The organism is Streptomyces lusitanus (genome assembly GCF_042647945.1).
GTDB classification, from domain to species: domain Bacteria; phylum Actinomycetota; class Actinomycetes; order Streptomycetales; family Streptomycetaceae; genus Streptomyces; species Streptomyces pseudogriseolus.
Window position 1 is genome coordinate 106,117 of record NZ_JBHRWL010000027.1, and the last position, 12,406, is coordinate 118,522.

The 12,406-nt window shown below is 71.1% G+C and carries 13 protein-coding genes; 11 read left to right on the forward strand and 2 right to left on the reverse strand.

What is annotated here, in order from left to right; translation table 11 throughout:
• Positions 1-42: 42 nt before the first annotated feature.
• Positions 43-1,500: a menaquinone biosynthesis decarboxylase gene (locus tag ACFOSY_RS30065; protein WP_394312911.1), complete on the forward strand. Its 1,458-nt coding sequence runs from the start codon at positions 43-45 to the stop codon at positions 1,498-1,500.
• Positions 1,497-2,402, forward strand: a complete 906-nt coding sequence (gene mqnP, locus ACFOSY_RS30070) for a menaquinone biosynthesis prenyltransferase MqnP (protein ID WP_394312913.1) — start codon at positions 1,497-1,499, stop codon at positions 2,400-2,402. The genes ACFOSY_RS30065 and mqnP overlap by 4 nt, the downstream gene beginning before the upstream one ends.
• A 27-nt stretch (positions 2,403-2,429) precedes the next feature.
• Here the strand turns inward: mqnP and ACFOSY_RS30075 are convergent, their stop codons facing one another.
• Positions 2,430-3,035 (reverse strand): rhomboid family intramembrane serine protease, encoded by a 606-nt coding sequence (locus ACFOSY_RS30075; protein WP_394312916.1) that lies wholly within the window; start codon positions 3,033-3,035, stop codon positions 2,430-2,432.
• A 91-nt stretch (positions 3,036-3,126) separates the two neighbouring features.
• Between ACFOSY_RS30075 and ACFOSY_RS30080 the strand changes: the two genes are divergently transcribed.
• From ACFOSY_RS30080 to ACFOSY_RS30120, 9 genes are all read left to right on the forward strand, one after another.
• Entirely contained in the window at positions 3,127-3,813 is a 687-nt protein-coding gene (locus ACFOSY_RS30080; RefSeq protein ID WP_394312923.1) for a UbiX family flavin prenyltransferase, read from the forward strand.
• A gap of 120 nt (positions 3,814-3,933) precedes the next feature.
• Entirely contained in the window at positions 3,934-4,392 is a 459-nt protein-coding gene (locus ACFOSY_RS30085; protein WP_369161787.1) for an Lrp/AsnC family transcriptional regulator, read from the forward strand.
• A gap of 49 nt (positions 4,393-4,441) precedes the next feature.
• Positions 4,442-5,605 carry an aminofutalosine synthase MqnE gene (mqnE, locus tag ACFOSY_RS30090; RefSeq protein WP_394312926.1) on the forward strand — a complete coding sequence of 388 codons (1,164 nt, stop codon included), beginning with the start codon at positions 4,442-4,444 and terminating at the stop codon, positions 5,603-5,605.
• Between the two features lie 228 nt (positions 5,606-5,833).
• Positions 5,834-6,358: a GNAT family N-acetyltransferase gene (locus ACFOSY_RS30095; protein WP_394312928.1), complete on the forward strand. Its 525-nt coding sequence runs from the start codon at positions 5,834-5,836 to the stop codon at positions 6,356-6,358.
• A gap of 108 nt (positions 6,359-6,466) precedes the next feature.
• Complete coding sequence (locus ACFOSY_RS30100; protein ID WP_394313052.1) at positions 6,467-6,796, forward strand: DUF4229 domain-containing protein; 330 nt, start codon at positions 6,467-6,469, stop codon at positions 6,794-6,796.
• A 178-nt stretch (positions 6,797-6,974) separates the two neighbouring features.
• Complete coding sequence (locus ACFOSY_RS30105) at positions 6,975-7,061, forward strand: putative leader peptide (RefSeq protein WP_394313054.1); 87 nt, start codon at positions 6,975-6,977, stop codon at positions 7,059-7,061.
• A gap of 65 nt (positions 7,062-7,126) precedes the next feature.
• Complete coding sequence (locus ACFOSY_RS30110; protein ID WP_394312930.1) at positions 7,127-8,464, forward strand: dicarboxylate/amino acid:cation symporter; 1,338 nt, start codon at positions 7,127-7,129, stop codon at positions 8,462-8,464.
• Positions 8,465-8,616: 152 nt separating this feature from the next.
• Positions 8,617-10,758 (forward strand): LamG domain-containing protein, encoded by a 2,142-nt coding sequence (locus ACFOSY_RS30115; protein ID WP_394312932.1) that lies wholly within the window; start codon positions 8,617-8,619, stop codon positions 10,756-10,758.
• Between the two features lie 119 nt (positions 10,759-10,877).
• Entirely contained in the window at positions 10,878-11,576 is a 699-nt protein-coding gene (locus ACFOSY_RS30120) for a TetR/AcrR family transcriptional regulator (RefSeq protein ID WP_394312934.1), read from the forward strand.
• On the opposite strand, the gene ACFOSY_RS30125 is transcribed toward ACFOSY_RS30120, so the two are convergent.
• Entirely contained in the window at positions 11,546-12,406 is an 861-nt protein-coding gene (locus tag ACFOSY_RS30125) for a MaoC family dehydratase (RefSeq protein WP_394312936.1), read from the reverse strand. The two genes, ACFOSY_RS30120 and ACFOSY_RS30125, sit on opposite strands and share 31 nt — an antisense overlap.

The following is a 12,406-nucleotide window of genomic DNA, read 5'->3' on the forward strand; positions in this document are numbered from 1 at the left end:
GCGGTACGAGTCCAGCGTAGCCGCTCGGGGATACTGGACCCCATGGCTTACGACGATCTTCGCTCCCTGCTCAGGGCGCTGGAGCGCGAGGGCGACCTCAAGCGCATCAAGGCCGAGGTCGACCCCTATCTGGAGGTCGGTGAGATCGTCGACCGGGTGAACAAGGCCGGCGGTCCGGCGCTGCTCTTCGAGAACGTGCGCGGCTCGCGCATGCCTCTCGCGATGAACGTGTACGGCACCGACCGCCGCCTGCTGAAGGCGCTGGGCCTGAAGTCGTACGCGGAGATCTCCGAGAAGATCGGCGGGCTGCTGAAGCCCGAGCTGCCGCACGGGTTCGTCGGCGTGCGCGAGGCGTTCGGGAAGCTCGGCGCGATGACGCACGTGCCGCCGAAGAAGGTGAAGTCCTCCGACGCGCCCGTGCACGAGGTCGTCCTCACCGGCGACGACGTGGACCTGGAGCAGCTGCCGGCGCTGTTCACCTGGCCCAAGGACGGCGGCTCCTTCTTCAACCTGGGGCTCACCCACACCAAGGACCCGGAGACGGGCGTCCGCAACCTCGGTCTGTACCGCCTCCAGCGCCACGACAGGCGCACCATCGGCATGCACTGGCAGATCCACAAGGACAGCCGCAACCACTACCAGGTGGCCGCCCGGCGCGGCGAGCGCCTGCCCGTCGCCATCGCCTTCGGCTGCCCGCCGGCCGTGACGTACGCCTCCACCGCGCCGCTGCCCGGCGACATCGACGAGTACCTGTTCGCCGGGTTCCTCCAGGGCAAGCGGATCGAGATGGTCGACTGCAAGACCGTTCCGCTCCAGGTGCCCGCGCAGGCGGAGGTCGTGATCGAGGGCTGGCTGGAGCCGGGCGAGATGCTGCCCGAGGGCCCGTTCGGCGACCACACCGGCTTCTACACGCCGCAGGAACCGTTCCCCGCCCTGACGATCGACTGCGTGACGATGCGGAAGCGTCCCCTGCTCCAGTCGATCGTGGTCGGCCGGCCCCCGACGGAGGACGGCCCGCTGGGCCGGGCCACGGAGCGCTTCTTCCTCCCGCTTCTCAAGATCATCGTGCCGGACATCGTGGACTACCACCTCCCCGAGGCCGGCGGCTTCCACAACTGCGCGATCGTCTCGATCGACAAGAAGTACCCGAAGCACGCGCAGAAGGTCATGCACGCCATCTGGGGCGCGCACATGATGTCGCTGACCAAGCTGATCGTGGTCGTCGACTCCGACTGCGATGTCCACGACCTGCACGAGGTCGCCTGGCGGGCCCTCGGCAACACCGACTACGCCCGTGACCTGTCGGTCGTCGAAGGCCCGGTCGACCACCTCGACCACGCCTCGTACCAGCAGTTCTGGGGCGGCAAGGCGGGCATCGACGCGACGCGGAAGTGGCCCGAGGAGGGGTACACCCGCGACGGCGGCTGGCCCGACATGGTCGAGTCCGACCCGGACACGGCCGCGCTGGTCGACCGCCGCTGGAAGGAGTACGGACTGTGACCTCGGCCTCCGCCGCCCTCCCGCAGCAGCCGGGACGCACCAAGGCCTTCCTGCGCCTGGTGATGATCGAGCACTCGGTCTTCGCGCTGCCCTTCGCCTACATCGCCGCGCTGACCGCGATGTACGAGTGGGACGAGAACATCCACTGGGGCCGGCTGCTCCTGGTGACCGTCGCCATGGTCGGCCTGCGCACCTTCGCGATGGCCGCCAACCGCATCATCGACCGCGAGATCGACGCCCGTAACCCGCGCACCGCGCACCGCGAGCTGGTCACCGGCGCCATGTCGGTCAAGCACGCCTGGACCGGCGCGCTGATCGCCCTCGCCGTCTTCCTCGGCGCGGCCGCCCTGCTGAACCCTCTCTGCCTGGCCCTGGCCCCCGTCGCGGTGATCCCGATGGTGGTCTATCCGTACGGCAAGCGGTTCACCAACTTCCCGCAGGCCATCCTCGGTCTCGCCCAGGCGATGGGCCCGGTCGGCGGCTGGCTGGCGATCACCGGCTCCTGGTCCTGGGAGGCGGTCGTCCTCGGCCTCGCGGTCGGCATCTGGATCGGCGGCTTCGACCTGATCTACGCCTGCCAGGACGTCGCGACCGACCGGGAGATCGGCGTGAAGTCCGTCCCGGCCCGCTTCGGCATCCCCGCGGCGATCTGGGGCGCCCGCGCCTGCCACGCCGTCACGACGGCCCTGTTCGCCTGGTACGCGCTGCTCACCGACGCCGGCGCGTTCTTCTGGCTGGGCCTGCTGATCGTGGCCGGCGCCTTCGTCTACGAGCACACGATCGTCCGCCCGAACGACCTGACCCGCCTGAACCGCGCGTTCTTCAGCGTCAACGGCTTCATCGGCATCGCGCTCTTCGTGTGCGCGCTGCTCGACCTGCTGGTGCGCGGACTGACGGTGTAGCGGGCGGCCTACGGTGCGGCCGGCGGACTAGAGGGCCGGTGTGAGGGGCTTCGCGGGGCGGCGGCGGAGGAGGAAGGCCGCCGCGATGCCCGCCGCCAGGCCGATCAGGTGGCCCTGCCAGCTGATGCCCGACTGGGTGGGGGCGAGGCCGGCGAGGATCGAGCCGCCCCAGACCGCGGCCACCAGGACCCCGGCCAGGATGCCCAGCGGGCGGCGCTCGACGAAACCGCTGACCAGCAGATAGCCGAAGAGGCCGAAGATCAGGCCGGAGGCGCCCGCCGTGTTGCTGTCCGCCGGGGAGATCAGCCACACGCCCAGGCCGTCCGCGACGACGATCAGCGCGCAGACCGCCAGGAACCGGCGTATCCCGCCGAGCGCCGCGAGGAAGCCCAGCACCAGCAGCGGCACGCTGTTCGCCGCCACATGGGAGAAGCCGAAGTGGATGAACGCCGACGGGACGACGTCCACCAGCTCGGACGGCGTACGCGGCACGACGCCGAAGTCGTCCAGCGCGTGACCGCTCGCCGCGTCGGCCACCTCGAGCAGCCACAGCAGCGCCACCCAGCCCGCCACCAGCAGCGCGGCGGCCCGCACCCGGTCGCCGCGCGACCACGTCGGACGCGTGTCCGTCATCGTGCACCCCCACCGCCGGCCCGTTGTGGGGGAGAACGCCCGGCGACCCTGGCCCGGTTCCCGTCCTGCGACTTTGGATAGGCTCGGTCCTGTGAACCCAGCCAAGCCAGGAGAGACGCGGCGATCGCCTTGGATCGTAGGGGTCTCGGGCGCCTCCGGCACCCCCTACGCCGCGGCCGTGCTGCGCGCGCTGCTCGCGGCGGGGGAGAGCGTGGACCTCGTCGTCAGCCGGGCCTCGCGGCTCACCCTGCTGGACGAGACCAAGATCGCCTTCCGGGACGCCCATTGGCGTGACGACCTGCGGGAATGGCTGTCCCGCGGGGCGGACGGAAAGCCGGACACCTTCTCCGTCGACCTCGACGGCGTACGGTACTGGGCCGCCGGGGACCTCGCGGCCGGGCCGTCCTCGGGGTCGTACCCGAGCAAGGGCATGCTCATCGTGCCCGCCTCCACGGCGAGCGTCGCCGGAGTGGCGCTCGGGCTGTCCAAGGACCTGCTCCAGCGGGCGGCGAGCGTGACCCTCAAGGAGGGCCGTCCGCTGGTCGTGGCCGTACGGGAGACCCCGCTGAACGGCCAGACGCTGCGGCACCTGGTGACGCTGGACGACGCGGGCGCCACCGTACTGCCCGCCTCACCGGCCTTCTACGCGGGCGCGACGCACATCCAGGACCTGGTGGACTTCGTCGCGGGACGCGTACTCGACGCGGCGGGCGTCCCCCACACCCTGTACCGCCGCTGGGAGGGCGACCTCGGCGGAGGATCCCGCGCGGACGACTGACCCACCCCTCCCCGCACCCCGGCGCTTCCCGCCGGACCGGGGCGCACCTCACGGACTCACGGCACTCACGGCACCACCTCTCGGAAACTTCGTACCTCTTCAGCGGAAGGCATCGATTCGATGGACGCGGTGGACAGGCAGCTCATCCAGGCCCTGCGGGAGAACGGCCGGGCCTCGTACGCGGAGCTGGGGCGTCTCGTCGGTCTGTCGGGACCCAGCGTCACCGACCGCATCAACCGGCTGGAGGCGGCCGGCGTCATCACCGGCTACCGCGCCACGGTGGACTCCGCCTCGCTCGGCCTGGGCGTCATCGCCCTCATCGGCATCTCCCTCTCCGACGCCGCCGACCACGAGGACGTGGCGCAGCGGCTGAAGGACCTCCAGGAGATCGAGGACTGCTGGTTCATCGCCGGCGACGACTCGTTCATGCTCAAGGTGCGCGCCACCGACGTGGACGGCCTCGAGAAGATCATCCGCCGGCTGTCCGGCACCAAGGGCGTCTCCCGCACCCGTACCACGATCGTGCTCTCCACCAAGTGGGAGAACCGCGTCGGTGAGCTGCCCGAAGAGGTCGGCTGACCGGGGCGTACGGTGGAGCGGGTCTGTCTTCTGGGAAAGAGGTAACGGCATGGACGTCGGGCTCAAGCGCGAGCTGGAGGAGAAGGTCCGCTCCGGTGAGCGGCTGACCCGCGAGGACGGCATCGCGCTGTACGAGTCGGACGACCTGGCGTGGCTCGGCGGGCTCGCCCACGAGGTGCGGACGCGGCTCAACGGTGACGTCGTCCACTTCAACGTCAACCGGCACCTCAACATGACCAACGTCTGCACCGCGTCGTGCGCGTACTGCTCCTTCCAGCGCAAGCCGGGGGAGAAGGACGCGTACACGATGCGGATCGAGGAGGCGGTGAAGCTCGCCGAGGAGATGCGCTCGGAGAACCTCACCGAGCTGCACATCGTCAACGGCCTGCACCCCAACCTGCCGTGGCGCTACTACCCGCGGTCGCTGCGGGAGCTGAAGGCGGCGCTGCCGAACGTGTCGCTGAAGGCGTTCACCGCCACGGAGATCCACCACTTCGAGACGATCTCGGGGCTCAGCGCGAGCGAGATCCTCGACGAACTGATCGACGCGGGGCTCGAGTCGCTCACCGGCGGCGGCGCGGAGATCTTCGACTGGGAGGTCCGGCAGCACATCGTGGACCACCGCACCCACTGGGAGGACTGGTCCCGCATCCACCGGCTGGCGCACGAGAAGGGTCTGAAGACCCCGTGCACCATGCTCTACGGCCACATCGAGGAGCCCCGTCACCGGGTCGACCACGTGCTGCGGCTGCGTGAACTCCAGGACGAGACGGGCGGTTTCCAGGTCTTCATCCCGCTGCGCTACCAGCACGACTTCGTCGACATGAAGGACGGCAAGGTCCGCAACCGGCTCCAGGCGCGGACGCAGATGGCGACGGGCGCGGAGGCGTTGAAGACGTTCGCGGTGTCGCGGCTGCTGTTCGACAACGTGCCGCACGTCAAGGTGTTCTGGGTGATGCACGGCGTGCAGACGGCGCAGCTGGCGCTTCAGCACGGCGCCGACGACATGGACGGGTCGGTCGTCGAGTACAAGATCACGCATGACGCGGACAATTTCGGCACGCCGAACAAGCTGACGCGGGAGGATCTGCTGGACCTGATCCGCGACGCGGGGTTCCGGCCGGTGGAGCGGAATACGCGGTACGAGGTCATTCGGGAGTACGAGGGTCCGGACCCGGCGCGGCGGGAGTCGCCTCAGCCGATGCGGGTCTGACTCCGTCGGGTCTCCTTTTCGGCTGCGGCAGGGCGGTGGTTGCTCGAGAGCAGTTCCCCGCGCCCCTTCGGGGGCGCGATAGTGCAGCGCGCTCAGGGGCGCGGGGAACTGCGCGACCAGCCACGTACGGGCCGCGTCCGGAAGAGGTCCGCACCCCAACGGCGTGTAGCCGCGCCCTCGCCCCGAAAACCTCTACACCCCCGCCCAGGTAAGGGCTACCATCGCCCCATGCCCCTTACCTTCACCCCGGACCCCGGCATCACCCCCACCCTCCGCGACGGCATCCTCGATCTCTGGACCGACGTGTCCAACGCCGGCGGAGCCGTCGGCTTCGTCGCGCCGGTGACGCGGGAGGACATCCGCCCCGCCCTGCTGCGGCAGTTCACGGACATGGCGGAGGGCCGCAGCCGCCTCGTCGTGGGGCACGACGAAAACGCCCGCGTCGCGGCCACCGCGTTCCTCACGCGCAACACCCACCCCCTGATGACCCACTGGATCTGGCTCTACACGGTGATGGTCCACCCACGCCACCAGGGCAAGGGCTACGGCCGTGACCTGCTCGCCGAGGCCGAGCGGGCCGCCCGCGCCATGGAGGGCGTGGAGGCGATCCGCCTCGGCTGCCGCGGCGGTCTCGGCCTGGAGCGCTTCTACGCCTCCTGCGGCTACAAGGAGGTCGGCCGGGTCCCGGACGCGATCCGGGTGGCGCCCGGCGACGACCGCGACGACGTGATCATGCTGCTCACGCTCAGCTGAGTCCCGTACGGCCCCACACCCCGCTGAAAGATCGCCCGCCGTTCGTGCTTCACTGGACGTCGTCCCTCAAGGGACGTTTCTGACCGTACGCACGGAAGAGTGGATGAGATGCTCCGCTACACGCTGATGCGCCTCGGGATCTTCGTGGGCTGCCTCGTCGTCGTCTGGGCCCTCGTCCATTCCGGTCTGGTGCCGCGCGGTCTCGGCGACTCCAACGGCCTGTGGATCGTGCTGCTCGCCCTGCTGATCTCCGCGCCGATCAGCTTCGTCGTCCTCCGGGGCGAACGTGACCGCGCCTCGGAGCGGATCGTGCGCCGGGTGGAGCGCGCCAAGGCCAACCTGGAGGCCAACCGCACCCAGGAGGACGCGGCCGACGACACCGCCCGCGCGCAGGGGCAGACCTCGGGGCAGACCCCGGGCCAGGCGCAGGCGTCGTAGCAGGCGTCGTAACGTCCGCCACACCCGCGCAGCACACGCGAAGCGCCCCGGCTCCCTTCCACCAGGGAGACCGGGGCGCCTTGCGTTCTATGTGCGTGTTTGCCGTCACACCTTTCAAAGTAAGGCTTTGAGCTTCTCAAAGTTCAGGTGTTACGGTCATCGGGTGAAGTCAGCAGCCGTGTTCCCCACGCCCCGGAGTGTTCCGCTCGTGGCGCGCCTGCACGTGGACCTCTGCCGGGTCACCACCGCGAACTGTCCGTCCTGACACCGCGCCCCACCCGAGTCCCAAGTCCCACGTCACATCCCTCACGCGTCCCCCCTCACCGGAGCATGTCCGTGTCCACGAACACGCAGTTGAAGCGGTCTGTCCGCGTGCCCTTCTGGGCCCAGATACTCATCGGCCTCGCCCTGGGCGTCCTGCTCGGCTGGCTCGCCCGCAGCCAGGACCTCTCCTGGCTGGTCACCACCCTGGAGAAGGTCGGCGGCACCTTCGTCGGCCTGCTGAAGCTGGCCGTCGCCCCGCTGGTCTTCTTCGCGATCCTCGTCTCCATCACCAACCTCAGGAAGGTCAACAACGCGGCCCGGCTGGCCTCACGGACCCTCCTCTGGTTCATGATCACGTCGCTGATCGCGGTGGCGATCGGCCTGCTCATCGGCCTGGTCACCAACCCGGGCGCCGGCACCGGCCTCACCCCGGCCGACGGCGCCGAGCCGGAGCACACCGGCTCCTGGATCGACTTCCTCACCGGCATCGTGCCGACCGACGTGATCACGCCGTTCACCGAGCTGAACGTGCTCCAGATCGTGTTCATGGCCGCCGTGGCCGGCATCGCCGCCCTTCAGCTCGGCGAGAAGGCCCAGCCGATCCTCACCCTCAGCGAGTCCGTCCTGGAGCTGCTCCAGAAGGCCCTGTGGTGGGTCATCCGCCTGGCCCCGATCGGCACCGCCGGCCTCATCGGCAACGCCATCGCCACCTACGGCTGGGACCTGATCGGCAAGTACGCCACCTTCACCGCCGACATCTACGTCGGCTGCCTCATCGTCCTCTTCGGCGTCTACCCGACGCTGCTCGCGACGGTCGCCAAGGTCAACCCGGTGCAGTTCTTCAAGGGCGCCTGGCCCGCGATCCAGCTGGCGTTCGTCTCCCGCTCCTCCGTCGGCACCATGCCGCTGACCCAGAAGGTCACCGAGCGCCTGGGCGTGCCCAAGGAGTACGCGAGCTTCGCCGTGCCGTTCGGCGCGACCACCAAGATGGACGGCTGCGCCGCCATCTACCCGGCCATCGCCGCGATCTTCGTCGCGCAGATCTTCGACGTCCCGCTCGGCGTCGGCGACTACCTGCTCATCGCGTTCGTCTCGGTGGTCGGCTCCGCCGCCACGGCCGGCCTCACCGGCGCCACGGTCATGCTGACCCTCACCCTGTCCACCCTCGGCCTGCCGATGGAGGGCGTGGGCCTGCTGCTGGCCATCGACCCGATCCTCGACATGATCCGCACGGCGACGAACGTGGCCGGCCAGGCGCTCGTCCCGGTCGTCGTCTCCGCCCGCGAGGGCCTGCTCGACCGCAAGGCGTACGACTCGGTGCACGCCTCCCCGGTCGACGAGACCCCCGAGGTCGGCGAGACCCCCGAGGCCAAGGACGCCCGCCCGGTCGCCGCGGCTGTCTGACCGGCCGACGTCGCTCTCTGTCGTCCATGGCCCTGGGGCACTTGCCGGCCGGCCTCCCGAGAAACATGATCGCCGATGTCGGAGGCCGCTGCTAGCCTCCCTCCGCCCGGCCGTTCGGTGATCGGGCATCGTCAGGGGAGGGGCTTTCGTTCATGTCGGGAAGAGTGCGCAAGAGACGCGCGCTGCTGGGCAGTTGCCTCGCGGCGCTGGTGGCGGGGGCGGTGACGCCGTCCGCCTCGTACGCGGCGGAGCAGGTGAATCTGCCGCCCGCCGTCCAGGATCTCCAGACCGAGTTCAAGGACTGCGCGTCGGGTGACGAGCCGATGTATGTGGGCAGCCCTCCGGTGCTCCAGGCTCGGCCGACCGATCCGGTGGAGGACGACCGCATCGGGTATCCGGAGCAGCTCACGGCCGAGTTCGAGGTCTGGTGGTCCGACCCGGACGGCACCGAAGAGCGCCGCTCCTGGACCACCTCGCCGTTCCCCGTGGGACTGGTCCACCGCACCACCGTGCCGTCCGACGTCCCGTCGGACACGGTGATCTCTTGGCATGTTCGGGCCAATGACGGTGTGGCGTACTCGCCCTGGAGCTCGGAGGCGCCGGGCGCCGCCTGCCGATTCGTCCACGACGGCGAGAGCCCGGCCGCTCCCGTCGTCAGCTCGCCGGAGTACCCGGCGGACACGTGGTGGGCCGGCGGAGTCGGTGTCTACGGCAGCTTCACCATGGACTCGCCCTCGGCGGACGTCGTCGAGTACCGGTACACCTTCCTCGGCGGCCCGAGCGGCACCGTGCGCCCCGCCGAGACAGGCGGCCCCGCCACCGTCCGCTACGTCCCGCTGAGCAGGGGGCCGAAGACACTCAGCGTCCATGCGGTGGACCGCGCCGGCCGGGTGAGCATGCGCACCGACTACACCTTCCACCCGAACGCGGCGAGTGCCCCCGTCTCCCGCTGGAAGCTCGACGACGCGGCCGGCTCGGCCACGGCGGCTGCCGAGGCGGGAGAGGCTGCCCGAGCGGGACGTGGCGTGACCTTCGGCGGCCCGGCCCCCTCGGGCACCCCGCTCACCTCCACCGCCGCCTTCGACGGCAGCCGGCACGCCTTCCTCACCACCGGCGGCCCGGCCGTCGACAGCGGCAGGACCTTCGCCGTCGGCGCCTGGGTGCGCCCGGCGCGGGACGACCGTTCCATGACCGTGCTGAGCCAGGACACGACGTCCGGCCCCGCCTACGCCCTGGGGCTCGAGGTTCCCCAGGAGACGGCCGCCGCCTGGTCCTTCACCCTTGGCGACGCGAAGGTCACCGGCGGGGCCCCCGAGGCCGGCGAATGGGCCTACCTGCTGGGTCTCTACGACACCGAGACCGGGTACGCCCAGCTCTTCGTCAACGGACACGAGGTCGGCACCAAGGTCGAGACCGCCCCGGTCAGGGCGGACGGCGCCTTCCAGATCGGCAGAATTCTGGGCCCGCACGGTTACCGCCACCGCTGGCACGGTGACATCGGCGACGTCCGGGCGTACGACCGTCTCGTCGTCCCGAGCGAGGTGACCGAGCTGGCCCGCCGCACGCCGCGTCTCCTGGGGCACTGGTCGTTCAGCACGGCCGACGACGGCACCACGCCCGAGAACGCGGGGGGAGCGCCCCTGCGGCTCGCGCCGGGTGCGTCGATCTACCGCATGCCGGAATTCTGCATTCCCGACGTCGACCCCGACTGCACGACGTGGCCGCGGGATCCGCTGGTCGGCGAAGGGCACTTGGAGCTGGACGGTGAGAGCGGTCACGCGGCTCTCGACATGCCCGTCGTCGACACCGGTGACAGCTTCACCCTCGGAGTCGTCGCACGGATCGAGCAGGACGACGCCACCCGGCCGATGACGGTGCTCTCCCAGGCCGGTGAGCACACCGACGCCTTCAAGCTCCGCTACGACCCGGCGTTGTACGCCTGGCAGCTGATCATGCCGGAGCGGGACGAGGCCGGCGCGCCGGAGACGGTCGTCTCGCAGCTCACGATGCCGGACGGCGGCAGCGGTCACGGCACGCGGCTGGCCATCGTCTACGACGACGCCACTGACACGGTCACGTTGTACGCCGACGGCTACACCGAGGCGGACGCCACGGCCCAGCTCCGGAACGGCTGGACGGGCGCCGGCCCGCTCCAGGTGGGCCGTGCCCGCACGGCGGACGGCTGGGGCGAACACCTGAAGGGCCAGGTGGACGAGCTCCAGGCATACGCGGGCGCCCTCACGGACGACGACGTGCTCGGCCTGGGTCACGAAACCGATCCCTGCCTCTGCTGACACCTCCACCACCGCGCCGAGGTGCGCGTCCCGGCGACACGACACGGGTGACCGTTGCCGGGGTGCGCACCTCACGTGTGTGCGCCTTCACGCCTGCCGCTGACCGTACGCTGTGTCCCATGGGTGCCGTGAAGACCAAGCGGATGCCGCGTGCGGTCCGTGAACAGCAGATGCTGGACGCCGCCGTACGCACCTTCGGGAGCCGGGGGTACATGGCCGCGTCGATGGACGAGATCGCCGAACTGGCGGGCGTGTCCAAGCCGTTGGTGTATCTGTACCTCAACTCCAAGGAGGACCTGTTCACCGCGTGCATCCGCAGGGAGGCCAGGGCGCTCACCGAGGCGGTGCGCGCGGGGGCCCGGCCCGGACTGCCGGCGGACCGGCAGCTGTGGTCGGGTCTCGCCGCGTTCTTCACGCACACCGCCCGGCACCCCGACGGCTGGGCGGTGCTGCATCTCCAGGCGCGCACCCACGGTGAGGTGTTCGCCGCCGAGGTGGCCGCGATGCGCGCGGAGATCGTCGCGTTCGTGACGCAGCTGATCCTTGCCGCCGCGCGCGAGGCGCACCGCGACCCCGATCTGCGGGAGGCGGAGGTGTCCGGGCTGGCGGAGGCGCTGGTCGGGGCGGCGGAGTCGCTCGCGGACTGGGCCAACGCCACCCCCGGGGTCACCGCTCGGCAGGCGGCGACCACGCTGATGAACTTCGCGTGGGCGGGGCTCGGGAACCTGATGGCCGGTCGGCACTGGACCCCGCCCGCCGACAGCGGGGACGCGGACGTCCCGGAGCCTCAGAGCGAGGTCACCGCGCCGGTGAGGTGAACCCGGCCGCGGCTCCCGCGCAGCGCGAACCGCCCGCCGTCCGCCGCGTACGTCACCGTGCCGGGCAGCAGCACCGGCGCACGGAAGTCCGCCCGGACCTCGGCCGCGTCCGGGACGCCGTGGGCGGCGAGGCAGCGGGCGACGGTCCACATGCCGTGCGCGATGGCGCGCGGGAAGCCGAAGAGGCGCGCGGTGAGCGGGTGCAGGTGGATCGGGTTGCGGTCGCCGGACGCGGCGCCGTAGCGGCGGCCCAGGTCGCCGGGCAACTGCCATTCCTCGACGGCGGGCAGGTCGACGCCCTGCTCCGTCCGCGCCCGCTCCTCCGTGTGAGCGGTCCGGTGCCGGGCCAGGTATGTGCTGCGCGACTCCCACACGAGGTCGTCCCCGGCGCGCAGGTGCGTGACCACGGCGGCCTCGGTGCCGCGCCGGTGCGGGGCCAGTCCGTCGACGTACACGGTGAGGTCGTAGGAGGCCGCGGACGGGGTGGCGCGGTGCCGGGTGATGCCGATCGACGTGTGCACGAGCCCGAGCAGCGGCAGCGGGAAGTCGCGGGCGCTCATCAGCCGCATGGCCAGCGGGAAGCCCAGCACGTGCGGGTAGGTCACCGGCAGGGTGTCCGCGCCGGCCGGGAAGCCGCACACCCGCGCGTACGCGGCGAGCCGGGCGGGGTCGGGGCGCAGGCCCGGGAGTACCAGCCGGGTGCGGGGGTGCGCGGCGGCGGGGCCGGGGCGCCGGAAGGGCGACAGGACGGCGCCGCGGGCGAGCAGCGGGGCGAGGGACGGGGAGCGGGAGAGCACGGTCTCGGCGGGCTCCGGCGGGGTCGGCGCCAT

What these genes read in the sequence shown, in the direction of transcription:
- ACFOSY_RS30065 (WP_394312911.1), top strand. Translation starts at nt 43, where the DNA reads ATGGCTTACGACGATCTTCGCTCCCTGCTCAGGGCGCTGGAGCGCGAG.
- ACFOSY_RS30075 (WP_394312916.1), bottom strand. Translation starts at nt 3,035, where the DNA reads ATGACGGACACGCGTCCGACGTGGTCGCGCGGCGACCGGGTGCGGGCC.
- ACFOSY_RS30085 (WP_369161787.1), top strand. Translation starts at nt 3,934, where the DNA reads ATGGACGCGGTGGACAGGCAGCTCATCCAGGCCCTGCGGGAGAACGGC.
- mqnE (WP_394312926.1), top strand. Translation starts at nt 4,442, where the DNA reads ATGGACGTCGGGCTCAAGCGCGAGCTGGAGGAGAAGGTCCGCTCCGGT.
- ACFOSY_RS30095 (WP_394312928.1), top strand. Translation starts at nt 5,834, where the DNA reads ATGCCCCTTACCTTCACCCCGGACCCCGGCATCACCCCCACCCTCCGC.
- ACFOSY_RS30100 (WP_394313052.1), top strand. Translation starts at nt 6,467, where the DNA reads ATGCTCCGCTACACGCTGATGCGCCTCGGGATCTTCGTGGGCTGCCTC.
- ACFOSY_RS30110 (WP_394312930.1), top strand. Translation starts at nt 7,127, where the DNA reads ATGTCCGTGTCCACGAACACGCAGTTGAAGCGGTCTGTCCGCGTGCCC.
- ACFOSY_RS30115 (WP_394312932.1), top strand. Translation starts at nt 8,617, where the DNA reads ATGTCGGGAAGAGTGCGCAAGAGACGCGCGCTGCTGGGCAGTTGCCTC.
- ACFOSY_RS30120 (WP_394312934.1), top strand. Translation starts at nt 10,878, where the DNA reads ATGGGTGCCGTGAAGACCAAGCGGATGCCGCGTGCGGTCCGTGAACAG.
- ACFOSY_RS30125 (WP_394312936.1), bottom strand. Translation starts at nt 12,406, where the DNA reads ATGGCGCCGACCCCGCCGGAGCCCGCCGAGACCGTGCTCTCCCGCTCC.